Genomic DNA, 23,502 nt, shown 5'->3' with positions numbered 1-23,502 from the left:
TAATCTGAGGTTAAAAGGGGTGTTTGGGGAGGTAGAGAAAAAATGTGGTGCCTCTGCCTTCTTCCGTCTGGACGGCGATGGAGCCGCCTTTTTCCTCGATGATGCGCTTGGAGATCGACAAGCCAAGGCCAGTGCCAGTTGGTTTGGTGGTGTAAAACGGATTGAAGATGCGAGGCAGGTCGGACGCCGAGATGCCGGGTCCGGTATCTTTTACTTTTAAGCAGACGCGGTCACCGCTGTCTTCGAGCACGAGCGTGATCGTGCCTGCTTGACCATCGATCGCTTCCATCGCGTTTCGGGCCAGGTTGATCAAGACCTGTTTGATGCGATTGGCATCGATGGTGAGGAACAGGCTGTCCGCTGGAAGCTCGAGGGTGATGATAATGCCACGCATGTTGGCTTCGCTTTGCAAGAGGGTGCAGGTGTTGTGCAAGAGTTGACGGAGATCGACTTCCTCGAGCATGTCACTCCCCATCTTTGAGAAATTCAAATATTCGGTGATGATCGTCGAGATGCGCCTGAGATCTTCTTCCATCACTCTTAGATACATCGCATGGGCGTGCCCAGGGTTTACCTCGCGGCTCATCAACTGCAAAAAACCCTGCACGCTCGTCATCGGATTGCGCACTTCATGGGCGATCGATGCGGCCATCTGGGACACGGTCTCCAAATGTTCGGTGCGACGCATCGCCTCGTGCAACTCGCGGTTGCTAGCAGCGTACTCTTTTTCTTTCCGCACATATAAAGTCAGCAAGAGCAGCAGGAGCAGGAAACAGAATATACTTGCCAGTGCGGCATAAAGGTGAAGGGAAGCCAAGGTCAAATAAACTTGAAAACTCACCATAATTAATATTGCGATTAATAAAATTTGGAGCAACTTTGTAGAACGGGGCATTATCACACCTCCTTATATTAATATCATTTCCATAATTTTATTATAGAATATTTTGGTAAGATGAGGGATTATTTTTTATTGAAATAAAGAAGACGCGACCCATGTGGGCCGCGTCTATTTATAGGTCAGCGATTGCCGATTTCTGTCTTTACTTTATTGCGGTCATGCTCGATGTCCGCTAAGTCTCTACGGATCTGTTCCAGTTTCTGCATCAAACTTTTTTCCCGGTTATGCAGGTGGTACTGAAGATCTTCCAGTTCCTCGATTTTCAATTGGGAGATGTCCCGTTTGTTTAAAAATGCGCTAGTCAAATTCATCGTCCAACCTCCTCGCCATAGTATTCGAGCACAGGGGCGCTTAAACGGCAGTCGAATTGCCTAATAAAATTTTTGGCAAAAAGTTGTCGGAATGTGAAACGAAATAACTGACTCCTTCGACTAATAGGGTAGAGCATGAAACGGGAGGGATCGACCATGAAGATTCAAGTGGATGGACTACAATTTGGCACCGGCTACAACGGAGTGTTGGGACCACGCGGTGTAGGCAAGACACGTCTGTTGAAAAAGATGGCCCAAGTAGAGGAAGGAACAAATGGGCAGACTTGTTATGTATCACGAGCGATGGATTCCTTCCATGAACTTACGATAAAAGAGTACCTTTGCTACATGGCCGGAACCAAGGCGATCCCGAGAGAAGACGTAACTCGCAAAGTGAATGACAGCATCGAGTTGATGTACTTGAACCGTTGGGCGGATCGGACGATCGGTGAACTTTCTACGTTGATGAAGAGCAAGGCACTGGTGGCGAAAGCGTTGCTCAGCGACTCGCAGGTGCTGTTGCTCGATGAAGTTTTAGCCGAATTGAGCGAGCAGGAACGAATGATGATCGGGTACGCACTTGGAGAAGCGGCGAAAGAGCGCGTGGTGGTGGTGGCGAGCAATTTAGGTGACTCGCTGGAAGGTTTGCTCGATACGCTCTGTTTGTTGCACCCGGAAAAAGAAGCGGCGCATGTCAGCGCCAATACGGCCTATTCCTGGGTGGAAGGTAAGGTGTGGGAGTATGTGGCGCCGAAACTGCCGCAGGCAGCAGAGGGACGAATCGTCACCGCTGTGAAAATGCTGGAAGATGGCGTGTACGTCAGAGAGATCGCTGATTTTGTTCCTTATGAAGAAGTCAGTCAAGTGACGCCGACGCTCACAGACGCCTATCTGTGGTGGGCAGGTCAGCGCTAAACGAGGGGCTCCTCGCGATGCGAGGGGCTTTTTTGGCGGGTAGTAATTTTTTAGTGGTGATTTTGTAGGAAAAACGGTATAATAGTATCTATCTTTTGTGTTGATAAAAGGAGCGTTGTAATTTGTCTATTGAAGTTGGTTCCGTCGTCGAAGGCAAAGTCACAGGTATTAAATCGTTTGGTGCGTTTGTAGAGCTGGCAGAGGGCAAGACTGGTCTTGTTCACATCTCCCAAGTTTCTCATACCTTTATCAATGATATCAACGATGTTTTGAACGTCGGTGATGTTGTTCAAGTTAAGGTACTGAACGTGGAAGACACCGGCAAGATCTCCTTGTCGATCAAAGAAACCCAACCGAAGCCGGAAGGTTCCGACCGTCCGCGCCGTGGTGGCAACGGCGGTGGCCGTTCGAACAACGCGAAGGGTGGCGGCAACAAAGGCGGCGGCGCTCGCAAAGCTGGCGGCCCGGCTACTACCATCGCACATTCGGACGCTTCTACCGAACCGTTCAACACCATGGCAGACCAACTCAAAGAATGGGTTAAAAAGGCTGGTCTGTAAGCCTTTTTCCAAATGAGCAGAAAGAAGCACTCTGACCTGTCAGAGTGCTTTTTTTTGTGCCAAAATCGGGACTATAGGCACCTGTTAATTGTCAGAATTCATGTCTTTTGTCTTACGCGGAAAGCAGATAATTAGGAATATAATAGATTCGTATAAGCAGGTATTTTTAAAACCATTTATTCAAATTACATTTTTCGCGAATACAGAGGAGGCAAAGTTGTATGTTCATCACGTACGCCTTGTCGATCGGCTGTGCGGTGGCGATGCTCGGATTGTTTATTGAATGGGCAGGCCAACGGAACTGGTCGAAACGCAGAAAAATGTGGGGGAGTCTGATCCTTACGATCGGTGCGATGGGGATCGGCCCGATCACAGCTCAATTAGCTGGCCCGCTTCCGATCGCTGCGGCATGTTGCTGTATGACCCTCGCGCTCAGCTTGCGCGGTTATCACACAGCACCGACTGAGCGGTCGCTGCAAGAAGTATCAGGGGAACCATCGACCACACAGACGATTCCAGTTGCAGAACAAACATTCACTTCCAGCGAACCGATTTTTGGGCAAGCGGAAGCATTTGAAGAAGCTCCGCAGGTACAGGCAGATGTTTTTGTACATGTGGAGGAAGAAGCTCCGCAGGTACAGGCAGATGTTTTTGTACATGTGGAGGAAGAAACTCCGCAAGTGCAGGCAGACGCTCTTGTACATGAAGAGGAAGAAGCCCCGCAGGTACAGGCAGACGCTCTTGTCCATGAGGAGGAAGAAACTCCGCAAGTGCAGGCAGACGCTCTTGTCCATGAGGAGGAAGAAACTCCGCAAGTGCAGGCAGACGCTCTTGTCCATGAGGAGGAAGAAGCTCCGCAAGTGCAGGCAGACGCTCTTGTCCATGAGGAGGAAGAAACTCCGCAAGTGCAGGTAAACGTTCTTGTAAATGAGGAGGAAAAAACTCCGCAAGTGCAGGCAGACGCTCTTGTCCATGAAGAGGAAGAAGCTCCGCAAGTGCAGGTAAACGTTCTTGTACATGAGGAGGAAGAAACTCCGCTGGTGCAGGCAGACGTCCTTGTACATGATGAAGAAACTCCACAGATGCAGACAGACGTTGCCGAACAGAAGGCGCTGGAACGGCCTCCGTTGGCGGACGAGGAATTGTCCGCTTGGCTGAATCTGCAGATCGCCACAGGCTATGAGGCGAAGGGGAACGCTCAGTGGGAGCGTGCGGTCACCGCTTTTGATGCGGCCGTCGCTGTGTGCACCGATCAGGAATTAAAAGATATGTTGAAAGAAGAACTGCAAGCTTGCTTGGCACAACTTCCGGAGTCGATGAAGGATAAATTGCAAGAAGCATCGTAATCTACAGATCATCTATTAAATTGCACATGATTTGAACATAGGCATTCTTAATGAACATTTTGCAAGGAGCGTATTCAAGATGAAAAAAAGCATCGATATTTTAGGCCTTCCCATCTTTAGTTTGATTGACGGTGCCGAGATCGGAACGGTCAAACAATTGATTATCAAACCGGACACGGGAAATGTGCAACTGTTCCTCGTCGAAAATGAACAAAACTCGATCGGGGTGTACGCCTTGCCCTATTCCTCTGCGATCGGAGTCGGCGACTTTGCGGTGACTGTCGAGTCGGGCGCTGCCATCCAAGAGATCTCCCACGTGGAGAACGCACGCGACCTGATCCTCCTCGGCTATCAGGTGATCGGGACCCGCGTCCTGTCCCGCAAAGGGCAGTTGCTTGGTTCGGTTGACGAGTTTTATGTCGATGAAGAAACGGGTGTGATCACCGCCTGCTCCTTTTTGGAACAGGGGAGCACCGATTCTGTCAAATACTTTCACAAGCCGAACATCATGACGTTTGGCCGCGACGTCATCGTCATCCACGACGAAGCGCAAATCGTCGCTTCTCTCAATGAACCCAAAACGGCTTCGCTTACGCTCGTCAGCGATTCTGTGGCGGAGACGGCTGCTTCGGCAGAGACGTCTGAGCCGCCTGCGTCCGCTTCTGGCTATCTGATCGGCAAAGTGCTCAGCGACGATCTGCTCTCCGAAACGGGTGAGCTGATCGCAGCTCAAGGCACCGTCATCACGGAAGAGCTGGTCGAGATGGTCAAAGCGATCGGCCCGATGCTGTTCATGAAATTGAACCGTCTGGCTGTACCCATCAGCTGAGCAAGCACTCGAACCGAACATATGAAAAGTGGCAGCTTCCAGATGGAGGCTGCCACTTTTGATTATGCATGCGGTGTGAATCCTAACGTGTCCGAACGCAAATTGTTGGTCATGAAAAATTCTTCCAGGTCAAACTCTTCACCATTCGCCTCAAAATACAATCCGTCCTCATCCACCTTGGCAAAAATTCCGGTGCCGACTTGATTGATCGTCACTTCACAGGGCAGAATCGCCGGGTTTTCTTCATAATGGTCCCAAATGTATTGGCAAAACGCATCCACCGACTGCTCAAGATTCCCGCTGTCTGGAGTCAGATGTTCCAAACGTTTTCCCTCCTTTTTTTATCTTGTGTCGAAATTCCTTCGTATTATCTCCCGCCAGACTGCTTGCATATCCCAAACGTAAGAAATTCATAACAACTCCCCAATTTCGCAGTCAAATCAAGCTTTCCTCACATAAGATATAGGGTGTAATCATGCAAATAAAATTCAACATAGTGTATAAATATTCGTCAAAAACTGACAAAGCACCAGAAACATACAATCCCAACAAAAAATAGATTTGGGTGTACTGAAAAACTTTGGTGAAGCCTATTGAAGTTCCTCGCGAAACATGATATTCTCTTTGCTGTTGAGTCAAATAACAATAGGAACCAGGATTCACTTGAAAGGGTTGGGACCTCATCGGACTAACCTCCCCCTGTAGTGAATGACGCAGGTCCTAGCGAACAATGACCATATAATTGTTTGATAGGGAAGGGGGACGAAGTAGATGGAAGAATATTCTACTTTCGGCAGACACGTTGCAGTTGACACATGGGGTGTAGAGTTTGACATCCTGAACAATGGCGAATTCCTGAAGGATCGCATGGTTGAAGCGGCTGAGAAGAGCGGCGCGACTGTTCTTTCGGTACAATACAAGCAATTTGACCCGCAAGGTGCAACTGTACTCGTATTGTTGTCCGAATCTCACCTGTCGATTCATACGTATCCGGAAAAAGGTTTCGCTGCATTGGATTGCTACACCTGTGGTGATACTGTGGATCCTCAAGTTGCGATCGACTACCTGTTGGAGATTTTCAAGCCGCAACGCATTTTTGACAAAATGCTCAAGCGTGGTTTGGAAGGTCCGATCGAAGTACTTAAGTAAAACAAAAACGGTTGGGTTTGATCCCAAAATGGGAGGTGGTCCCTTTCGCTAACGAGACGAAAGGGGCTTTTTCTTTGGAGGGTTCGCACAACAAGCATAAAACCGATCTGCTTTACAGCGAGATCGGTGGATAGGAAGCATCCAGCTGCTCGACGCGCTCACGCAGGTCGTCTGGCAACGGGGTGCTTTTTTGTGTGTGGGTATCGAAATAGACGAGCGTGCTCGTAGCCGTAGCGATCACGGAGCGGGATTGACGATTGATCAGCACATAGTCGATGTCGAGCGAGGAGCGGCCATAGCGCGAAACGCGGGCATACGTATCGACCGTATCATTAAAATAGGCTTGCGACTTATAGTCGATCGCTTGCCGAGCCAGCACGAACGTCTTGCCTGCACGGGCCATCTGCTCCATGCTGAACAGATCCAAGGCGCTCAGGTAATCACAGCGTGCTTGCTCCATATAGATCACAACCGACACGTGGTTCATGTGTCCGTTGGCATCCGTTTCGGCAAAACGCACGCGCGCAGGTGAAACAAAGCGAAAATAAGATAGGACATCAAGATCGAACATCACGTTAACCTCCTCTGTGTTACCATCTTATATTCGAACGACCGGTCGGTCAAGTTTTGTGGAACTGGCAAGATTTTTGCACGGAAATTCATAGGGTAGCATGTCATAATGAAGTCATGTAAGAGGTGGAAAGTAGGTGAAAGGCATGCTCGATGAGATCAAAAGCCGGGCAGTTCAATGGCAGGCGAAACGCGATCGTGTCAAGCGTGTCGTATTCGGCTCCGCTATGGTCGTCTTGGCAGTCGTAGCCAGCATCATTTGGAAGATGGCGACTGGCGATGCGATCAATTGGCTGGTGGTAATCTTGCTGGCCGCCGGGGGCGCGGGTACTTTTCTGTTTGCCCTTTCTACGTACAGCAACACGATGCTTGTCGCGATGTATTATACGGCGTGTGCTCATTTTATAGAAAAATCGGATGAATTGGTGCTGGTCACCGGAACGATCGAAGAAGTGAATCACGTGCCGCTCCCCTACATCGGCGACCTTTACCAAGTCACGATCAATGTAGCTGGTCGAGCGGCTCGCTACTATGTGCCAAGAAAGCTACTGCAAGGACTGCGCAAAAAAGCTCGTATCCGCGTCCTCACGCACGATCACTTCGTCGTCCGTGTAGAAATCGTGAGTGATGTCGAGGTTGCCTAATATTTCCTAGGAAATTGTCGAAAGCCCTGATCTGCTAAATCGAAACGCTTGAAGTATCGAATCTAGCCAACCGCGTGAAGACCGATCAGTTTCGTACGCTCCTGTTGGGTGGGGGCTGATGACGATTTAAAGTGTCTTGATGAAGTCGTGGTGCTAGATGCGGGAGTATTGAGTATTGAGTATTGAGTATTGAGTATTGAGTATTGAGTATTGAGTATTGAGTATTGAGTATTGAGTATTGAGTATTGAGTATTGAGTATTGAGTATTGAGTATTGAGTATTGAGTATTGAGTATTGAGTAGGGAGTAGGGAGTAGGGAGTAGCTCGCCGTGCAGGTCTGGTGCAAAAGTGGAGAACTTGCCCCTTGCTCCTGATCTAGGAGAATCGAGCATTTCAACTTCTATCGATCGCTCGTGCAAGCAAGGCATAGGTGGGGAGAAGTTGGGAGACTGAAGTTGTGCGGGCAGCAAAATGGTTGCTATGATGCGAGGAAAGCGATCGGGAAATAATCCGACCACCAACAGATGATAATGTGGGCAGATATTGAGCATCTATATGGTGTGATGGTGCGGAATGGGGAGAGTTGCTTAGCTTTGTGATTGAAATCTTGCAGGAGGGCATAACCGAGGTCGGCGTACCCTGTTTCGGGCTCTGCATAATCGGCGAAAGGATGCGCGCAAATCCTTTTCGCCTTTTTAATTTATGCGGATACGTCGCTGTCTTCTAAGATGTAGACTTTGATGTTGCGTTTTACGCCAAACTGGATGGCCTCCTTCAGATCATTCATGTAGACGTCAATCCGATTGCCAAGAATCGCGCCGCCAGTGTCCTCGGACGTGCGGATTCCTATTCCTTCAATATAGACTTTGGTGCCAAGCGGGATGACAGCGGGGTCGGTGGCGATGGTGTGCTGGTCTTTGACATACTTGCCGCTCGCAGTAATTCCGTAGGCTGGGTGACCAGGTGATTTGCCAGTCGATTCCGGTCCTGCTGTGTACGCGGTCAGGTCGGCGCTCAGCACCTGCTTGATTTTGTAGTCGGTAGTGATTTGCTGATTGTTTATATTCGGGACTTGCAGTTCCTGACCGACGGTCAGCAGACTAGGGTTCGCGATGCTGTTCATTTGGCTCAGCGCTTGGGGAGAAGTACCGAATACTTTGGCGATTTCGTAGAGGGAATCACCCTTTTGGACCGTATAAGCTAACGTCTGGGGGGTGATGGTGAGTACATCTTTTGGCAAGTTCGAGCCGGAGCGCGATGCCAGCGTAGGAATTTGACTTGGAATCGGGGGGCCGTACAAGACGCCTTCCTGATCGGTCGTACTTGCCAAGAACTGAAGATCAGATCCGGCTTGAACCGGTGTGCTCAGCTGTGTGATCACAAAGAAGAAACTCAGCACCAGAGCGAGCATTGCGTGATTAAGGTTCATCATTTGGTGTCCTCCGTTCAATCTTGAGGTTTTTGTTTTCTTGTCACTAGACTCGCCACGTTTAGCAGTCTATAAACCTATCGCTGCAGAAACTTTCGGAATTCGCGAAAATTTCTCGGAAGAAATATCAGTTTAGGGCTGGAATGATTTCGAAAGATCGAATAGAATAAGAACAAAGAGAGTCTGACTGAATAGTCAATTTTACACACGCCTATTTTTTTGTCGCATTTCGACCGACCGTTTGGTTGGGGGAGGTGCGATCTGTCGAAAGAGATAATTGCAGCGTCCGATCCATACATTTCTACAGAAGATGTAACGGACGAGACGAAGGAGGCATGGGAGATGGAACGTAAGATTCGCAAGGTGGCCGTGATCGGCTCTGGCGTCATGGGCGCAGGGATCGCCGCACATCTAGCCAACGTAGGGGTGCCGAGCCTGCTCCTCGACATCGTGCCCCAAGGGGCAGAAGATCGTAACGTACTCGCAAAACGCGGCCGCGACGGTTTGCTGAAGCAAAAACCGGCTGCATTGTATAGCCCGCACGACCTCGCACTTATTGAGGTGGGCAACTTGGAAGACGACCTCCACCGCTTGACCGAAGTCGATTGGGTGATTGAGGTAGTGGTTGAAAACCTCGCGATCAAACAAAACCTGTTTGAAAAGCTGGAAGGCGTGATCCGCCCAGGCACGATCGTATCTTCGAACACTTCGGGCCTGTCGATCGCCGCGATGGTCGAAGGCAGAAGCCAGACGTTTCGCGAGCATTTCCTTGGCACGCACTTTTTCAACCCGCCGCGCTACATGAAATTGCTCGAAATCATTCCTGGACCTGACACCTCGCCAGATGTGATCGCGTTCATGGCGGGATTTGCCGAGAAGAAGCTGGGCAAAGGCGTCGTGTTCTGCAAAGACACGGTCAATTTTATCGCCAACCGCATCGGCACCTACGGTTTGATGGTCACCGTGCAGGAAATGATCAAACACGGGCTTGGCGTTGATGAAGTGGATGCCTTGACAGGTCCGGTGCTTGGTCGTCCGAAATCGGCGACGTTCCGCACCCTCGACATCGTCGGCCTCGACACGTTCGTTCACGTTTCGAATAACTGCCATGACTCGGTCACCGATGAAGCGGAAAAAGCGACGTTTGTGATTCCTGATTTCATGAAGCAGATGGTCGAGCGCGGCATGCTCGGTCAGAAGGCGAAACAAGGCTTTTTCAAAAAAGTAGGCAAGGACATTCTCGCGCTCGACTATGAAACACTCGAATACCGCCCGCGCAAGAAGCTGAAATCTGCATCGCTTGAAGCGGCAAAACTGCAAAAGACCTTAAAGGAAAAAGTTCGAGCCCTCGTCTATGGAAAAGATGCGGCGAGCGAGTTCCTCTGGAGCGTCTTGAAGCGCACCTTGTTGTACAGTGCAGAGCGCGCCGAAGAGATCGCGGACGATATCGTCAACATCGACCGTGCGCTGAAATGGGGCTTCAACTGGGAAACGGGCCCGTTTGAAACGTGGGATTTGATCGGGGTAGCCAAATCGGTTGAGCGCATGGAAGCGGAAGGTGACACCGTTCCAGCATGGGTGAAAAACCTGCTCGCAACAGGCAAAAAGACGTTCTACGAAGAAGAGGCTGGACACAAGTCGTTCTACACGCTGCAAGGTGACTTCAAAGGTCTGGAAGAGAAAAAAGAGATCATTTCCTTGTCCGCACTGAAAGCGCAAAACAAGGTGATCAAGAAGAATACAGGCGCATCGCTGATCGATCTGGGCGACGGCGTTGCCGCGCTGGAGTTCCACTCGTTGAACCAAGCGATCGGCACCGATATCATCCAGATGATGTTCTACGCGGCAGACGAAGTATCGAAAAACTACCAAGGTCTGGTCATCGGCAACCAAGCCAAAAACTTCTGCGTAGGGGCCAACCTGATGATGATCTTGATGGAAGCGCAAGATGACAACTGGGAAGAGATCGACCTGATCATCCGCCAGTTCCAAAATGCGACTCTAGCGCTGAAGTACCTCGACAAACCGGTCGTGGCCGCTCCATTTTCGATGACGCTTGGCGGTGGCGCCGAAGTGTGTTTCCCAGCCGACAAGATTCAAGGTGCGGCCGAATCCTATTTTGGCCTCGTCGAAGTGGGGGTCGGTCTGCTTCCTGGTGGCGGCGGCAACAAAGAGCTGCTCTTGCGCAACATCGAGAACGTTCCGGCCGGGGCTGACCTGCAACCGTACGTCAACCGAGCCTTTGAAACGATTGCGTTGGCGAAAGTCTCCACCTCCTTCCGCGAAGGGCAGGAACTAGGGTACTTCCGCAAGTCGGATGCCATGACGGTCAACAGCGACTACTTGCTCTATGACGCCAAACAATCGGTGCTGGCGCTGGCAGATAACTATCGCCCACCGGTGCAAAAGAAGATCAAAGTGGTCGGTGAAGCAGGTTATTCTGTGATGAAGCTCGGGGCGAGACAATTGCAGTTGAGCGGCCATGCGTCGGCGCATGACGTGAAGATTGCGGAGAAGGTCGCGACCGTGCTGTCTGGCGGACGGATCGCAGCGGGCACCGAAGTGACAGAGCAGTATCTGCTCGATCTGGAGCGTGAGGCGTTCCTGTCGCTGTGCGGCGAACCGCTCACACAGCAACGCATGCAACACATGCTGGCCAAAGGAAAACCGCTCCGCAACTAGCGCGGGCAGATCGAGGAGGGAACACAGAATGCGTGAAGCAGTGATCGTATCGGCTGTCAGAACGGCTGTAGGCCGCTCACATAAAGGGTCGCTTCGAAACACGCGCCCGGAAGACCTTGGCGGTCTGGTCGTGCAGGAAGCGATCAACCGCGTCGGCGGGCTCGACCCGAAAGAGATTGAAGATGTCATCATTGGATGTGCGATTCCAGAAGGAGAACAAGGGATGAACCTCGGCCGCATCGTCGCGATGCGCGCCGGGCTCCCGACCAACGTGTCGGGCATGACGGTCAACCGCTTCTGCTCATCCGGTCTGCAATCGATCGCCATCGGAGCGCAGAACATCATGATCGGCGCGGCAGATACGGTGATCGCAGGCGGCGTGGAGAGCATGTCGATGGTGCCGATGGTCGGCTACAAGTTGGCTCCTAATCCGTGGCTTGTTGACAACCTGCCCGACGTGTACATGGGCATGGGCCATACGGCAGAACAGGTGGCGCAGCGCTTTGGCATCACTCGTGAGCAGCAGGACGAATTTGCAGTACGCTCGCATCAGCGCGCGGCGGCTGCGATCGCAGCAGGCAAGTTTAAAGAGGAGATCGTTCCGATCACCGTGCGCAACGTGACGGTGGGGGCGAACAACAAGCAGCAAGTGTCGGAGTTCTTATTTGATACGGATGAAGGTGTGCGTCCAGATACCACGCTGGAAGTGCTCGGTAAACTGCGCCCTGCGTTCCACGTGCAAGGCTCGGTCACCGCAGGCAACTCGTCGCAAACGTCTGATGGCGCAGCAGCGACCGTGTTGATGTCGGCAGAAAAGGCGGCACAGCTTGGTGCTAAGCCGCTGGCAGTATTTCGCTCGTTCGCAGTTGGCGGCGTTGACCCGGACATCATGGGCGTCGGCCCGGTGGTCGCCATTCCCAAGGCGCTGAAGCAGGCGGGGCTGTCGTTGCAAGACATCGACCTGTTCGAGATCAACGAAGCGTTCGCGGCACAGGCGTTCTACGTGGTAAAAGAGCTTGGACTCGACCCGGAGAAAGTCAATGTCAACGGAGGTGCGATCGCGCTTGGTCATCCGCTTGGTTGCACAGGCACGAAGCTGACCGTTTCGATTTTGAACGAGCTGCGTCGCCGTGGTGGCCGCTATGGCGTCGTGTCGATGTGCATCGGCGGCGGCATGGGCGCAGCAGGCGTCTTTGAACTGGTCTAAACGTAACGGACAGAAACATAACTCCTGAGGAGGAAGATCACGATGAGCGAATTGAAAGACATTGTGCGCGGCGGTTCCTTTGTCATCACACAGACGGATGCGGCAGATGTGTTCACCCCGGAAGATTTCACCGATGAGCAGAAGATGATCGCGAAGATGACTTCAGATTTTATTGAAGGGGAAGTCGTTCCGCATCGTGAGCAGTTGGAGAAGTTGGACATCGACCTGACCGTAAAATTGCTGAAGCAAGCGGCCGATCTCGGCCTGCTGGCAGCAGACATCCCAGAAGCGAACGAAGGTCTGGAACTTGACAAGATCTCTTCGACCTTGATCACCGAACACATCACCCGCGGTGGTTCGTTTGCACTTTCGCACGGTGCGCATGTCGGCATCGGTACCTTGCCGATCGTCTTCTTCGGCAACGAAGAGCAAAAGGCGAAATACCTGCCCGATCTGGCGAGCGGAGCAAAATTTGCAGCCTACTGCCTGACCGAGCCAGGTTCGGGCTCTGATGCGCTGGGCGCGAAGGCGACCGCCGTGCTGAACTCGGAAGGCACACACTACATCCTGAACGGCACGAAGCAGTTTATCACCAACGCAGGGTTTGCAGACGTGTTTGTGGTCTATGCGAAAGTGGATGGTGACAAGTTCTCCGCGTTCATCGTTGAAAAAGAGTATCCGGGCGTATCGACCGGTCCGGAAGAGAAGAAAATGGGGATCAAAGCGTCTTCCACTCGTCCGCTGATCCTCGAAGATGTGGCCGTTCCGGTTGAAAACCTGCTCGGCGAAGTTGGCCGCGGCCATGTGATCGCGTTCAACATTTTGAACATTGGCCGTTACAAGTTGGCGGCAGGTTGCATCGGTTCTTCCAAGTATGCCCTCGAGCTGTCCGCCAAGTATGCCAACGAGCGCAAGCAGTTCGGTCAGCCGATCGCGAAGTTCCCGTTGATCCGTGAAAAACTGGCAGAGATGAACATCCGCACCTATGCGACCGAGTCGATGATCTACCGCATCGGCGGCCTGATCGAAACGGCGCTGTCCGGTGAGCAAGCGTCCGGCAAAGCGGTTGCCGATGCGATTGCCGAATATGCGATCGAGTGCTCGATCTCGAAAGTATTTGCTTCGGAAGCGTTCGACTTCGTCGTTGACGAAGGCGTTCAAATCCACGGCGGCTACGGCTTTATCAACGAATACCCGATTGAGACGATGTACCGCGACTCCCGCATCAACCGCATTTTCGAAGGCACTAACGAAGTCAACCGCCTGTTGATTCCGGGGACGCTGGTGAAGAACGCGCTGAAAGGCAAACTGCCGCTTATGCAAGCCGCACAAGCGTTGCAAAGCGAGCTGATGATGCTGATGCCATCCCAGATCGATGAAAGCGAGCCGCTCGCAGTTGAAACCGACCTGATCGAAAAAGCGAAGAAGATCTTCCTGATGATCGGCGGCTACGGCGTGCAAAAATACCAAGCCGTTTTGGATCAACAGCAAGAAGTTCTGCACAACTTGGCCGACATGATGATCGAAATCTACGCGATGGAATCCTGCCTGCTCCGCGCCAAGAAGCAGATCGACAAAGGCGGCGAGGCCGAAGCGAAGCACAAGATCGACATGACCAAAGTGTTTGTCAACGACACGTTTGGCAAGATCGAACTGCTGGCGCGCGAAACGCTTGCGGCGATGGAAGAAGGCGACATGCTGCGCACCCAGCTTTCCATTTTGAAAAAGCTGACCCGCTACACCCCGCAAAACACGATCGCGATCAAACGCGAACTGGCGAACACCATCGTAGAGCAAGAAGGTTACGTGAACTAAACGTTGCCCGATTGAGAAAAGAGCCGTTCCTCTTGATGAGGAACGGCTCTTTTGTGAGGATCGCTAACGGGCGACCAGAAATATGCCGAGCAACATTGCACCGATGAGCAGCAGCACCCGATCCTTGCGGACCAGACGAAGCCGCACCGCAGATGTGCGCCGGGTGCCAAATCTGGCATAGCCCCGAGCTTCCATCGCGATGGAGAGGTCTTCTCCCAGGCGGAGCACAGATAGCAAAAGTGGCACGACCACCGCTCCGATGTCACGCAGGCGCAACTTGCCTTTGACCGATTTTCCACGTGCTTTGGTGATGCGGGAGAAGCGGCGCAGTTCCTGCATGATCACCGGTACAAAGCGCAGCATCAGCGACGTGGCGAGCGCAAATGCTTCGATGGGCAGTTTGAGCTTTTTGAGCGGTGCGAGCGCCGTTTCTAAGCCCTGCTTCATCATGAGTTGACTGGTCGTCGTCGAAAGCCACATCCCGAGCAACATCAACAGCAGGAACTTAAAGAGCTGACGAAACGTAAGCAGGGCTTGCGACCATTCAAAACTCACCCCAGCTCCAATTTTCAGTCCGGACAGCATGATCGAAAAAGCAATAAAGTATAAAAATGGTTTTGTCATCCGCCACACTTCGCGTTTCCACATCTCGGCCACCCACATGCAGCCCAGCGTGATGAGTGTCGCCAGCGCCAGCCCGACCCAGCGGGTCTGCACCAGCACCCCCAGCGATACCAACAGATAAAAAGCCCACTTGGCGCGCGGGTCAAGCGAACGAAGCACAGCTCCTAAACGGGTCGGCAGGAGCGCGCTAACGCCTGTTTGAGGGTGTTTACGCTCGCTTCGATGCTCCGATTCGCTATCCGACTGTGCCCGTACCTCCGCTTGCCGAGGCGTCTTATCTGTCCCGCTTGGAGCATCCTTCGGCAGAGCGAGCCGCTCCGCGCTGCTCGCCACCTGGTTAGCACTTTGGCTTGCTTCGTACTGTTGGACAATCTCAGCTGCCATCTCGTGGGGAGACGACGGGGAGGAGGTGAGCGTGATCCCGATGGTCGCGAACGCTTCAGACAGCGCTACGCTGCTCGGAAGCCCGACTCGCGCTTGACGCAACAGGTCTGGCTTTGCACACAGCTCCTGTGGAGTGGTATCGGCCGCAAGACGGCCACGGTCTAACAGCAACACGCGATCGGCGAGTGGGAAGAAGGCGTCGAGGTCATGTGTGGCGATGATGAGGCCACCTGCAGTCTTGTCTTTGACGGTCTGCAAAAAAGCGAGCAACTGCTGCACAGCCTGCGGGTCGAGTCCGGCGGTCGGCTCATCGAGGAACAGCCACTTGGGAGCGGTCGCAAAGGTCGAAGCCAGCGCCACGCGACGTTTTTGCCCGCCACTGAGCGCAAGCGGGCTTTGCGCAGTCATCTCCTCGGGCAGACCGACTTCGCGCAGTGCTGTCAGCGTCCGTGCTTGCACCTCTGCCTTCGCCAAACCGAGCGGCTTCAGTGAATATTCAAATTCTGCCTGCACGGTCCGGGCAAACAGCTGATGCTCAGGAAATTGAAACACTACCCCGATGTCTCGCAACACCTCTCCCTGCACCGATTTCCCCGCCCACAGCGGCACGCCGTCATACTCGATCGTCCCCGCATCCATGCGGTTCAAACCGCTCAGCAGGTCGAGCAAACTCGATTTTCCCGCCCCGGTTTGGCCGACCAATAGGGTGATCGTTCCTTCTTCCAGCGTGAAAGACAAGTCCTCCAAGATGCTCCCCAGTCTGACTCCTTGCACGTTTATTGGCATAGGGCACCTACCGCTTCGCTCAATTCGCTCGCCGTCAGCGGCCGCCCAGCCAGTGCTACGCCCTGTCCCAGCAGGTGCTGCGCCACTTGTACCGCGTAGGGCGGCACAAAGCCTAAGCTTTGACATATCCCGTCGTAAAAGAACGCCTGGGCCGTTCCATCAAATCGAGTCTTGCCTTCCGAAAACGCGAGAACTCGATCAGCATCGGCCAGCTCCTCCATCCATTGCGTGATCCAGATCAGCGTCTTTCCCTGCCTCTGCAAATCTCTGGCCACGCTAAGCACCATCTCCCGCGAGGCCGGGTCGAGCATCGCGGTGCACTCATCAAAGACGATCATTTCAGCCTCCATCGCCAGGCACCCAGCGATACCGAGCAACTGTTTCTGTCCGCCCGATAGTGTGGAGACCGATTGGTCGATCAAATGCGCCAAACCAACTTTTTCCAAAGCTACTCGTGCCCGTTCCGGCATCTCCGCTGGGGGGACAGCCGCGTTTTCCATGCCGAAGCATACGTCCTCATACACCGTTTCTCCGACGATCTGCGCTTCTGGATTTTGAAAGACCATCTGCACGCGTGCAGGAATGACGTTCAGTTCGCCGCGCGAGATCGGGCAAAGTCGGGAGAGCACTTTCGCCAAGGTGCTCTTGCCGCTGCCGTTTTGCCCGATGATCGCGATCCACTCACCTTGCTCGATCGTCAGGTTGATATCTTCTAAAACGCTATGGACACCTTTTGACGTGGCGAAGGCGACGCTTACGTCAGAAAGGATCAGTTGTTGTTTCATAGGTCCTCCAAATTTTTCATTTCACAGCAGATTGATCTGTGCTACAATGCGAATTGTCATCTTATCGACATACCAAAGTTAACAAATATCTGGAGGTTTTTCAATGGGTGTACAATCTTCTGTTCGCGGCGTGGTGTTCAGCGCCTTGTTCGCCGCCTTGCTGGTCGTGCTGAGTTACGTCAATATCAACCTCGGGTTCTCGCCCGTGCCGATCACGCTCAGCAACATGGCGATCCTGTTTGCCGGAGTGTTGCTCGGACCCTTTTACGGCTTTTTCTCAATGGCGCTCGTCGTCGTTTTGACGCTGTTTGGTCTGCCGATGTGGCATGGAAATGGCGGGATCGGTTTGGTGGCAGGTCCGACGGGAGGATTCATCGTGATGTATCCGGTCGCAGCGTTTTTGGTTGGCTTGGTTGCGAAGCGTATCACAGGCAGTGGCGTGTTTGCCCACATCCAAATGCTGTTCGTCACCTTCGTTTTCGGCTTCCTCGTGCTCTATCTTGGAGGTGTGCCGTGGCTGAAGAGCGTCGCTGATCTCACATGGCAGTCGGCGATGATTGCAGGTTTTTATCCGTTCTGGCCGGGCGATCTGGCCAAAGCGGTCGTTGCCAGCCTCATCATCCTGCAAGTGCGACGCGTCTATCCGGCGGAGCGACTGGTCGGTCAAGGCGGCTCGAAAGTTGTAACGCTCAAGTAAAGGATCAGAACTGGAACTAGAGGACTCGCTTCGTGCGCAGTCCTCTTTTTGGTTGCGCGGCGAGCTGTTCCTGTGTGCAAAACAGAAATGTTTGGAAATTGAATTCAAATGATAAACAGGATTTTTACTAGAACATGTCGAAATGTGGAGAAAAGAATGAGTGCAAATGGGTGATAAAGGTGGTGAACACATGTTGCTGACCATTGGCTTAGTCGTTCTCGGTGTGATCGCTGTGTTCTCTATCGCGATGATGATCGGCAACGTGCTGGGCAAAGGGAAGTACGGCAAAACGTGGGCGATGTTCTCGTTTGCGTCGGTGTTGCTTTGCAGCATCATGCTGTTGCTTCAGATCTTCATGCCGACAGTCGAAGCGATGGAAGAAGACGCAGAGGCGAAGCACCAGTCAAAAGAACTGACTGCGACTTCTGAAACGGAAAAAGGAGAAGCGGTGGTAAAACCTGCTCCTTCTGGTGACGACACAGCAGAAAGTCAGGCTGATGACTTGTCTTTCTTGGTGATCGTGCTCGATCTGATCAAACAGAACAAACCAATTCCGCCAGAATATCTGGCACTGCTGTCTGATGGCGGCGCAAGTTTGGAAAAAGTATCGCAGGAAAACAACGCGCCGAAGCCCATTTTGCAACAGACAGCGAAACCTGTGTCCAACGGGAAGACGGTCGCAGTCGCGCCTAATCCGTTCGACTCCTACAAACCGCAACAGGGCGGCTCGAGCAACGCAGGCACCACTCCGAAGACGGATGGCAAGACCGGCAATGCAGGTCAGGCGCCGACACCCACCAAACCGACACCGACGCCAACTCCACAGCCGACGCCAACCCCAACTCCAAAGCCGACACCAACGCCAACCCCGACTCCACAGCCGACACCAACTCCGGCTCCTGAGCCTGAACAGACACCTCCAGCCGCTCAAGCGACGCTGCTTGAAGGCGGGGTACTGAAATCGGTGCTTGGCGCGTCGCGAGCCAATGTGCAGGATTTCTTCCAGTTCAACCAACCGCTTGGCGGTTCGGGCAACAAACTGGTCTATCTGCGCGGTGCTGCCATCGTTGAAGTGACGTTCAGCGGTGACACGGCGACTTCGATCAACATGCGTTTTGAACGCTTCACACCACAAGGGCAGAACCTGGCATACTACGAAGAGTTCATGCGTATCGTGGCTGGAATGTCCAAAGCGGACGCTACGAGCCGCTCTGGGCGCGACATCAGCTGGAACGGTCTGTATCCGGGCGCTTCGAGCATCCATTTCCATATCGACACAGCGTCCAACTACGGGTATATTGAAGCGAAAAGATAAACAACGGAAACCAAAAGACCTTGTTCCGAGTCGGAGCAGGGTCTTTTGAAATGCAGGGGGTAACATGGACAAACTGATGATGCGTTCGATTCGCCGCTATGTGGGTCGCTCCCAGCTGCTGGACCGCGCGATGACGCATATTGCGAAATATGGCCCACTTTGGTTATTCCTCGTGATGGGGGTGGTGGCCGTACAGGGTGGGAAGCAGGAGCTCGTAGCTGTGCTGTTGGCGCTTCTGGCCGCTACGCTCACCCGTGGGCTCAATGAACTGATCGGGCGTCTGTACTTCCGAACCCGCCCCTTTGTTGCCGAAGGGTTCAAACCACTGTTGGAGCACCGTCCCAGCGCCTCTTTCCCCAGCAACCACTCGGCGTGCGGCTTCGCACTGGCTGTCTCCGTATGGTGGCTCGTTCCGATTGTCGGGGCAGTGATGCTCATCATGGCGGGCATCCTCGCACTCTCCCGCGTCTATGTTGGCCTGCATTACCCCTCAGACGTCACGCTTGGTGCCATGCTGGGGGCGAGTGTCGCTCTCTTACTAACAAAAGCCATCTTCCCATAGGCGGGAAGATGGCTTTTAAAGTTGCAGAAAGTAATAGAGGAAAATCCCAAACACGTTCAAAATTCCAAACAGCAATTGCAACAGCACGGCAAGCCCAAGCCCGATGTTCAGCTCCATCGGGTCGCTCGACTTGGCCACCATGGTCACCGTCTTCCACGCGAGTGGCAAGGTGATCAGGACGAGCAGGGAGGAGAGCGGGGTGTAACCGAGCAGCCAGATGCCGATCATCGTCAAGTAGCTGAGCAGAAGCAAGAGATAGAACTCCCACTTCGCTTTCCGCTCGCCGAGGAATGTTGCCAGCGTCCGTTTGCCGATCTGTCGGTCATGCTCTAAGTCGCGCAAATTTTTCGCGTGCACCACGGCCGCGGCGAGCAGACCGAACGGCAATGCGTTCAAGATGACATGCCCGTAGAGAATTTTGACCATCGCGTAATACGTGCCGAGCACGATCAGTGGTCCCATCACGATGAATACGCTCAGTTCCCCCAGCCCATGATAGGCGAGGGCGAAACGCGTTCCGGTGTAAAGATACCCGAGAAGAAGTCCGATCACCCCGAAGAGGAGCATAAGCCAGTCGCCGATCGAGACGATATAGTAGCCGACCAGCGCGGCCGCCAGATAACAGATCCAGCCGCCCAGATAGACGTGCGAAGCTTTCAACCAGCCTTTGCGCAGTGGATTGGCCTGTGTCAGCGAGGTCTCATCATCTGCGCCTTTGTGGTAGTCGAAGTAGTCGTTAAACAGATTGCTGCCCGCTTGGACGAGCATCACGGCGATCATCACAGCTAAAAACGTCCAGCCTTCAAATCCACGGTCGATCAAAGCCAAACCGCCGCCGAGCAGAACGGGGATGATCGTGCCGATCAAAGCAGGAACGCGGACTGCACGAAGCCAGATTTGTAGTTGAGAAGGTGGTTTCATTTTGGCAGGCGCAGGCATCGCTTCGTTCCTTTCCACGTTCATGTTGCGGCCAGTCTTCACTATTGTTGAAGGCGCGCTTGAGCGCTTGATTTATGATAGGTGGTGGTTAGATAGTGGCGAATCTCCCGTTCGCGGTACACGTGAAACACGCCGATCAATTGCGCGACTTTGTGCGCCTCATACGACTCCAGATAAGGTTTGATCTGGGCGTAGGACACCGGAGGCTCCTGCCGCACTTGGATGACGGCGCTGGTGATTTCGATGATGGTGTCAAGATCATTTGTGTAGTTCATCCAGACTAGGTCGGGCGGCATGACCACGACATCGGTCGGTTCAGCATGTTCCCGATCCCCATAGGCCAACTTGAGCAGATGAAAGCCTACAAACAACAAAACAGGCGTCATCAAAGCGAACAACAGCAATACACGCCCAAAATCTCCAACCATGTACATGAAAAATTCCCTCCGCTCAAACGATGATCCTATGAGACTAACTATACTATGGAATCGATAAGATTCCAATATAAGGTTCGCCCTAACTTGTTGCGCCAAACGTTTCCATTTTGGGGGCGAGCAGATTTTTGTGGTATAATATCCACGACTTTCATGAGAAATGGAGTGTACCGTGATGAGCGATCAAATAAATGTAGAAGTTACGATTAAAGATGGGAAGGTTATATTTAATGAAGAAATGATGCTCGCGATGTGGGCACCCAGCCGTCTGTTGCCGCATTCGGTGAACGGACAGTTTCAATTTGAGGTGGACGGGGAGCACATCGGGATCGTCGATCTGCTCTGCTATCTCGATGAGGTAAATCAAGGACTGCGCGATCAAGGGCCGGAAGCGATCGTCGAAGCGGTGCTCGGACTGATCGGAGCGGTGTACATCGGTGACGAGAGCGATGTCTTGGTCGGCAAAGTGCTCGACATTTACGGCATCGAGTTCGAAGGCCGTGCAGGCATCGTCTTCCGCACCGTCGTGCTTTCCAATCAAAAAGACAGCGCGGAGATTCAAAAGATCCGCGAGATTGGCAAACTCTCCTTTCCGGTGCCACAGCCGGAATGAAATCGCGTTACCGCTTTGTCGGCACTCCGTTGCCGCTGACTGAAAATGAGGCATATCACCTGCACAAGTATTGGAAAAAGGGACGGCGGGACGGGACGATCCGGGCATGGAAAGGTTTCGACATCGACAGCAAGGCGCTGCTAACACCTGTGTTGCTCGACTGCCGCAACTGTCACCATGCGCATCATGAATCGTGTTGTGAAGGAGGGTTCCCCTTTCCGCCCGCTCACGAGCAGACCGAATTGCTGGAGTTGCACCTGCCGGAGTTGACGAAGCGCCATTTGCACCGGGACAAGCAAGAGCAGCTTCAGCAGCAGGGGCTCTATGAACGCCATCAGGAGACGACAGGTCTGCCAACGATCGCAACCTTTAAGAACGACTGCCTGTTCTGCGAGGTTGAGGGGGCCGGACCAGCCTGTGCCGCGCACCGCTATGCGCTGGAGGAGCAACTCCTGCCTGAACAGGTAAAACCGTTTTCCTGCGCTCTGTTTCCGCTCGAATGGATCGTCGAGGAGGGTGGGCGTCTGCTGATCACGGCGCTAAATGAGGAGACGGCTCGTTTCTCGCGCTGGGGGAGCGCCTATCGTCATGATTTTGTCTGTGCCAACTTGCCGCTGCGCCTGCGGGCGTCCGACAAAGGCGCGCCGAAGGTGAGTGAAAATATTCGAGCAGGGCTCTTAGCAGACGCTTTTGCGCCCGACCGATATCGCCCGGTCTATCAGGAAATGAAAGAGATTCTCTGCCGCACCTATGGAGACGAACTGTGGCAGGAGATCGAAGCCTCGTACCAACCTACGTGAGAGGAGAGTTCGCATGGAGCTCAATACCCATCAGGAACTGATGAAAGTCCGAGAGTTCCTCAAACAGTACGCGATCATCGTCTATACGGGCAGCCCACTCGATGACATCGTGCTGATGGATTTGGAACTGGAGGACCTCTATGAAGACAAGCACTTAGAGGCAAGCGAATATACCAAATTCAAGCTGGCCCTGCGCCGCGCCTACTCAGAATTGGAAAATGGACGTCAGCGCTAACTAAGAAATATTGGAAATCATCATGCGAGAATTATACACCTTCACAAACTGCTAGTATCCCGCTGTTTTTTGTTGAAATTGTATGTATATCTACATTAGGCAAGGGTAGTTAAAAGAAATATCGCACCGAATTCAATATTTTCAAGTAGTAACCGGTATAATTCACGTATAATCATACAATTGAATGCATATAATATACTTTTCAGAATATTACCAAATTTTAAAGTGCTCTTCCCAATTGCGAGTTTTCTGTGATACACTCCTGCTTGAAAAGGGGGAATTTTACTATGAAAAAGTTCTCGAAACTTCTTCTGGCTGCAGCATTTGCAACGACCGTTGTTGCTGGCGTAGGTTGCGGTAGCGAAACTACCAGCGAAAAACCGGCTGCTGAAGCTCCGAAAAAAGAAGACGTAGAAAAAACCAACAAAGCTGTATTTGCAGCTGCTGTAATTGCAGAAGAAAAACTGCAGGCCCAATTTGGTACCGTTAAAGGCCTGGAAGGTGACAAAGAAGTGACCTTCGCGAAGCCGGCTAAATCGAAAGAGGAAGCGCTGACTTTCCTGGGCACCTACTGGGACGCAGCTCTGGCTGAGAAGGAATACACCGCTGTCATCGGCGACAAAGCTGCGCTCGACAAAGCAAACGAGGCGATCAAAGCTCTGGCTGTGAAGAACAAGAAAGAAGATTCCTTCAAGCCGGAAACCACAATTGCAAAAGCTGAAGCGATCCGTGCAAACGCACTGACTGCTGTAGCAAAATACGAAGATGCGAAAGTAGAAGAAAAAGATGGTAACTACGTCTTGACCTACAAAGGTCTGACCTACACCGTTAAGAAAGACGGTAAAAACTACAAAGTTGTAGGTAAAGAAGGCACCATCGCGAAGTAATTTTACTCCTAGCATCTGATTCGTATAGACGAATAACTAGAGAGCGGATTTCGATCCGCTCTTTTTGTTGTTTTATCCGTTGA

25 protein-coding genes are annotated in these 23,502 nt (G+C 52.5%); 16 read left to right on the top strand and 9 right to left on the bottom strand.

Annotated features, from left to right (window positions below):
* Nucleotides 1-10: 10 nt before the first annotated feature.
* Complete coding sequence (locus CIG75_RS16215; RefSeq protein ID WP_094237573.1) at nt 11-895, bottom strand: ATP-binding protein; 885 nt, start codon at nt 893-895, stop codon at nt 11-13.
* A gap of 125 nt (nt 896-1,020) precedes the next feature.
* Complete coding sequence (locus tag CIG75_RS16210; RefSeq protein WP_094237572.1) at nt 1,021-1,212, bottom strand: hypothetical protein; 192 nt, start codon at nt 1,210-1,212, stop codon at nt 1,021-1,023.
* A gap of 156 nt (nt 1,213-1,368) precedes the next feature.
* Between CIG75_RS16210 and CIG75_RS16205 the strand changes: the two genes are divergently transcribed.
* The 4 genes from CIG75_RS16205 (at nt 1,369) to CIG75_RS16190 (ending at nt 4,862) form a co-directional block, all read left to right on the top strand.
* Entirely contained in the window at nt 1,369-2,127 is a 759-nt protein-coding gene (locus CIG75_RS16205) for an ATP-binding cassette domain-containing protein (protein WP_157729600.1), read from the top strand.
* Nucleotides 2,128-2,249: 122 nt separating this feature from the next.
* On the top strand, nt 2,250-2,687 hold the full coding sequence (locus CIG75_RS16200) for a S1 RNA-binding domain-containing protein (protein ID WP_094237570.1): 438 nt from the start codon (nt 2,250-2,252) through the stop codon (nt 2,685-2,687).
* Nucleotides 2,688-2,908: 221 nt separating this feature from the next.
* Nucleotides 2,909-4,033, top strand: a complete 1,125-nt coding sequence (locus tag CIG75_RS16195) for a hypothetical protein (protein WP_094237569.1) — start codon at nt 2,909-2,911, stop codon at nt 4,031-4,033.
* A gap of 79 nt (nt 4,034-4,112) precedes the next feature.
* Complete coding sequence (locus CIG75_RS16190) at nt 4,113-4,862, top strand: PRC-barrel domain-containing protein (RefSeq protein ID WP_094237568.1); 750 nt, start codon at nt 4,113-4,115, stop codon at nt 4,860-4,862.
* Nucleotides 4,863-4,924: 62 nt separating this feature from the next.
* Here the strand turns inward: CIG75_RS16190 and CIG75_RS16185 are convergent, their stop codons facing one another.
* Nucleotides 4,925-5,185 (bottom strand): hypothetical protein, encoded by a 261-nt coding sequence (locus tag CIG75_RS16185; RefSeq protein ID WP_094237567.1) that lies wholly within the window; start codon nt 5,183-5,185, stop codon nt 4,925-4,927.
* 448 nt (nt 5,186-5,633) lie between these two features.
* Between CIG75_RS16185 and speD the strand changes: the two genes are divergently transcribed.
* Nucleotides 5,634-6,011 (top strand): adenosylmethionine decarboxylase, encoded by a 378-nt coding sequence (gene speD, locus CIG75_RS16180; RefSeq protein ID WP_094237566.1) that lies wholly within the window; start codon nt 5,634-5,636, stop codon nt 6,009-6,011.
* A 112-nt stretch (nt 6,012-6,123) separates the two neighbouring features.
* Here the strand turns inward: speD and CIG75_RS16175 are convergent, their stop codons facing one another.
* Nucleotides 6,124-6,582 (bottom strand): acyl-CoA thioesterase, encoded by a 459-nt coding sequence (locus tag CIG75_RS16175; protein ID WP_094237565.1) that lies wholly within the window; start codon nt 6,580-6,582, stop codon nt 6,124-6,126.
* Between the two features lie 136 nt (nt 6,583-6,718).
* Here CIG75_RS16175 and CIG75_RS16170 point away from each other — a divergent pair, with 136 nt between their 5' ends.
* On the top strand, nt 6,719-7,225 hold the full coding sequence (locus tag CIG75_RS16170) for a hypothetical protein (RefSeq protein WP_094237564.1): 507 nt from the start codon (nt 6,719-6,721) through the stop codon (nt 7,223-7,225).
* A 700-nt stretch (nt 7,226-7,925) separates the two neighbouring features.
* On the opposite strand, the gene CIG75_RS16160 is transcribed toward CIG75_RS16170, so the two are convergent.
* Nucleotides 7,926-8,657, bottom strand: a complete 732-nt coding sequence (locus CIG75_RS16160; RefSeq protein WP_094237562.1) for a 3D domain-containing protein — start codon at nt 8,655-8,657, stop codon at nt 7,926-7,928.
* 339 nt (nt 8,658-8,996) lie between these two features.
* On the opposite strand from CIG75_RS16160, the gene CIG75_RS16155 reads away from it, so the two are divergent.
* Genes CIG75_RS16155 through CIG75_RS16145 form a run of 3 tightly spaced genes read left to right on the top strand, consistent with a single transcriptional unit; the run spans nt 8,997 to nt 14,358 of the window.
* Nucleotides 8,997-11,336 carry a 3-hydroxyacyl-CoA dehydrogenase/enoyl-CoA hydratase family protein gene (locus tag CIG75_RS16155; RefSeq protein WP_094237561.1) on the top strand — a complete coding sequence of 780 codons (2,340 nt, stop codon included), beginning with the start codon at nt 8,997-8,999 and terminating at the stop codon, nt 11,334-11,336.
* Between the two features lie 28 nt (nt 11,337-11,364).
* Entirely contained in the window at nt 11,365-12,543 is a 1,179-nt protein-coding gene (locus CIG75_RS16150; protein ID WP_094237560.1) for an acetyl-CoA C-acyltransferase, read from the top strand.
* 42 nt (nt 12,544-12,585) lie between these two features.
* A complete protein-coding gene (locus tag CIG75_RS16145; RefSeq protein ID WP_094237559.1) occupies nt 12,586-14,358 on the top strand; it encodes an acyl-CoA dehydrogenase family protein in 1,773 nt (590 codons plus the stop codon).
* Nucleotides 14,359-14,421: 63 nt separating this feature from the next.
* On the opposite strand, the gene CIG75_RS16140 is transcribed toward CIG75_RS16145, so the two are convergent.
* Together CIG75_RS16140 and CIG75_RS16135 are read right to left on the bottom strand one after the other, a co-directional pair.
* Entirely contained in the window at nt 14,422-16,152 is a 1,731-nt protein-coding gene (locus tag CIG75_RS16140) for an ATP-binding cassette domain-containing protein (RefSeq protein ID WP_172844470.1), read from the bottom strand.
* The gene (locus CIG75_RS16135) at nt 16,143-16,937 is read right to left on the bottom strand and encodes an ATP-binding cassette domain-containing protein (protein ID WP_094238473.1); all 795 of its coding nucleotides are present in this window, start codon (nt 16,935-16,937) and stop codon (nt 16,143-16,145) included. Before CIG75_RS16135 ends, CIG75_RS16140 begins: the two co-directional genes overlap by 10 nt.
* Before the next feature lie 103 nt (nt 16,938-17,040).
* Between CIG75_RS16135 and CIG75_RS16130 the strand changes: the two genes are divergently transcribed.
* The 3 genes from CIG75_RS16130 (at nt 17,041) to CIG75_RS16120 (ending at nt 19,511) form a co-directional block, all read left to right on the top strand.
* A complete protein-coding gene (locus CIG75_RS16130) occupies nt 17,041-17,634 on the top strand; it encodes a biotin transporter BioY (protein WP_094237557.1) in 594 nt (197 codons plus the stop codon).
* 190 nt (nt 17,635-17,824) lie between these two features.
* On the top strand, nt 17,825-18,949 hold the full coding sequence (locus tag CIG75_RS21030; RefSeq protein WP_094237556.1) for a hypothetical protein: 1,125 nt from the start codon (nt 17,825-17,827) through the stop codon (nt 18,947-18,949).
* 76 nt (nt 18,950-19,025) lie between these two features.
* On the top strand, nt 19,026-19,511 hold the full coding sequence (locus CIG75_RS16120; protein WP_157729599.1) for a phosphatase PAP2 family protein: 486 nt from the start codon (nt 19,026-19,028) through the stop codon (nt 19,509-19,511).
* A 15-nt stretch (nt 19,512-19,526) separates the two neighbouring features.
* Here the strand turns inward: CIG75_RS16120 and menA are convergent, their stop codons facing one another.
* A complete protein-coding gene (gene menA / locus CIG75_RS16115; protein ID WP_094237554.1) occupies nt 19,527-20,474 on the bottom strand; it encodes a 1,4-dihydroxy-2-naphthoate octaprenyltransferase in 948 nt (315 codons plus the stop codon).
* 17 nt (nt 20,475-20,491) lie between these two features.
* Complete coding sequence (locus tag CIG75_RS16110; RefSeq protein WP_094237553.1) at nt 20,492-20,884, bottom strand: hypothetical protein; 393 nt, start codon at nt 20,882-20,884, stop codon at nt 20,492-20,494.
* Between the two features lie 175 nt (nt 20,885-21,059).
* Between CIG75_RS16110 and CIG75_RS16105 the strand changes: the two genes are divergently transcribed.
* From CIG75_RS16105 to CIG75_RS16090, 4 genes are all read left to right on the top strand, one after another.
* Nucleotides 21,060-21,497: a hypothetical protein gene (locus tag CIG75_RS16105; RefSeq protein ID WP_094237552.1), complete on the top strand. Its 438-nt coding sequence runs from the start codon at nt 21,060-21,062 to the stop codon at nt 21,495-21,497.
* Entirely contained in the window at nt 21,494-22,297 is an 804-nt protein-coding gene (locus CIG75_RS16100; RefSeq protein ID WP_094237551.1) for a DUF3109 family protein, read from the top strand. The genes CIG75_RS16105 and CIG75_RS16100 overlap by 4 nt, the downstream gene beginning before the upstream one ends.
* A 13-nt stretch (nt 22,298-22,310) precedes the next feature.
* On the top strand, nt 22,311-22,532 hold the full coding sequence (locus tag CIG75_RS16095) for a YqgQ family protein (protein ID WP_094237550.1): 222 nt from the start codon (nt 22,311-22,313) through the stop codon (nt 22,530-22,532).
* Between the two features lie 287 nt (nt 22,533-22,819).
* Nucleotides 22,820-23,419, top strand: a complete 600-nt coding sequence (locus CIG75_RS16090; RefSeq protein WP_094237549.1) for a hypothetical protein — start codon at nt 22,820-22,822, stop codon at nt 23,417-23,419.
* The last annotated feature ends 83 nt before the right edge of the window (nt 23,420-23,502 follow it).

This window comes from Tumebacillus algifaecis (genome assembly GCF_002243515.1).
In the GTDB taxonomy this organism is placed as follows: domain Bacteria; phylum Bacillota; class Bacilli; order Tumebacillales; family Tumebacillaceae; genus Tumebacillus_A; species Tumebacillus_A algifaecis.
The sequence above is the reverse complement of the archived record's forward strand: the minus strand, read 5'-3'. Positions and strand labels throughout refer to the sequence as shown.

Excerpts from the sequence above, each read along its gene's own strand:
- CIG75_RS16105 (WP_094237552.1), top strand. The coding sequence starts at position 21,060 with ATGAGCGATCAAATAAATGTAGAAGTTACGATTAAAGATGGGAAGGTT.
- CIG75_RS16205 (WP_157729600.1), top strand. The coding sequence starts at position 1,369 with ATGAAGATTCAAGTGGATGGACTACAATTTGGCACCGGCTACAACGGA.
- CIG75_RS16160 (WP_094237562.1), bottom strand. The coding sequence starts at position 8,657 with ATGATGAACCTTAATCACGCAATGCTCGCTCTGGTGCTGAGTTTCTTC.
- CIG75_RS16150 (WP_094237560.1), top strand. The coding sequence starts at position 11,365 with ATGCGTGAAGCAGTGATCGTATCGGCTGTCAGAACGGCTGTAGGCCGC.
- CIG75_RS21030 (WP_094237556.1), top strand. The coding sequence starts at position 17,825 with ATGTTGCTGACCATTGGCTTAGTCGTTCTCGGTGTGATCGCTGTGTTC.
- menA (WP_094237554.1), bottom strand. The coding sequence starts at position 20,474 with ATGAACGTGGAAAGGAACGAAGCGATGCCTGCGCCTGCCAAAATGAAA.
- speD (WP_094237566.1), top strand. The coding sequence starts at position 5,634 with ATGGAAGAATATTCTACTTTCGGCAGACACGTTGCAGTTGACACATGG.
- CIG75_RS16110 (WP_094237553.1), bottom strand. The coding sequence starts at position 20,884 with ATGTACATGGTTGGAGATTTTGGGCGTGTATTGCTGTTGTTCGCTTTG.
- CIG75_RS16095 (WP_094237550.1), top strand. The coding sequence starts at position 22,311 with ATGGAGCTCAATACCCATCAGGAACTGATGAAAGTCCGAGAGTTCCTC.
- CIG75_RS16175 (WP_094237565.1), bottom strand. The coding sequence starts at position 6,582 with ATGTTCGATCTTGATGTCCTATCTTATTTTCGCTTTGTTTCACCTGCG.
- CIG75_RS16155 (WP_094237561.1), top strand. The coding sequence starts at position 8,997 with ATGGAACGTAAGATTCGCAAGGTGGCCGTGATCGGCTCTGGCGTCATG.
- CIG75_RS16140 (WP_172844470.1), bottom strand. The coding sequence starts at position 16,152 with ATGCCAATAAACGTGCAAGGAGTCAGACTGGGGAGCATCTTGGAGGAC.
- CIG75_RS16135 (WP_094238473.1), bottom strand. The coding sequence starts at position 16,937 with ATGAAACAACAACTGATCCTTTCTGACGTAAGCGTCGCCTTCGCCACG.
- CIG75_RS16190 (WP_094237568.1), top strand. The coding sequence starts at position 4,113 with ATGAAAAAAAGCATCGATATTTTAGGCCTTCCCATCTTTAGTTTGATT.
- CIG75_RS16210 (WP_094237572.1), bottom strand. The coding sequence starts at position 1,212 with ATGAATTTGACTAGCGCATTTTTAAACAAACGGGACATCTCCCAATTG.
- CIG75_RS16130 (WP_094237557.1), top strand. The coding sequence starts at position 17,041 with ATGGGTGTACAATCTTCTGTTCGCGGCGTGGTGTTCAGCGCCTTGTTC.
- CIG75_RS16090 (WP_094237549.1), top strand. The coding sequence starts at position 22,820 with ATGAAAAAGTTCTCGAAACTTCTTCTGGCTGCAGCATTTGCAACGACC.
- CIG75_RS16215 (WP_094237573.1), bottom strand. The coding sequence starts at position 895 with ATGCCCCGTTCTACAAAGTTGCTCCAAATTTTATTAATCGCAATATTA.
- CIG75_RS16120 (WP_157729599.1), top strand. The coding sequence starts at position 19,026 with ATGATGCGTTCGATTCGCCGCTATGTGGGTCGCTCCCAGCTGCTGGAC.
- CIG75_RS16100 (WP_094237551.1), top strand. The coding sequence starts at position 21,494 with ATGAAATCGCGTTACCGCTTTGTCGGCACTCCGTTGCCGCTGACTGAA.
- CIG75_RS16195 (WP_094237569.1), top strand. The coding sequence starts at position 2,909 with ATGTTCATCACGTACGCCTTGTCGATCGGCTGTGCGGTGGCGATGCTC.
- CIG75_RS16145 (WP_094237559.1), top strand. The coding sequence starts at position 12,586 with ATGAGCGAATTGAAAGACATTGTGCGCGGCGGTTCCTTTGTCATCACA.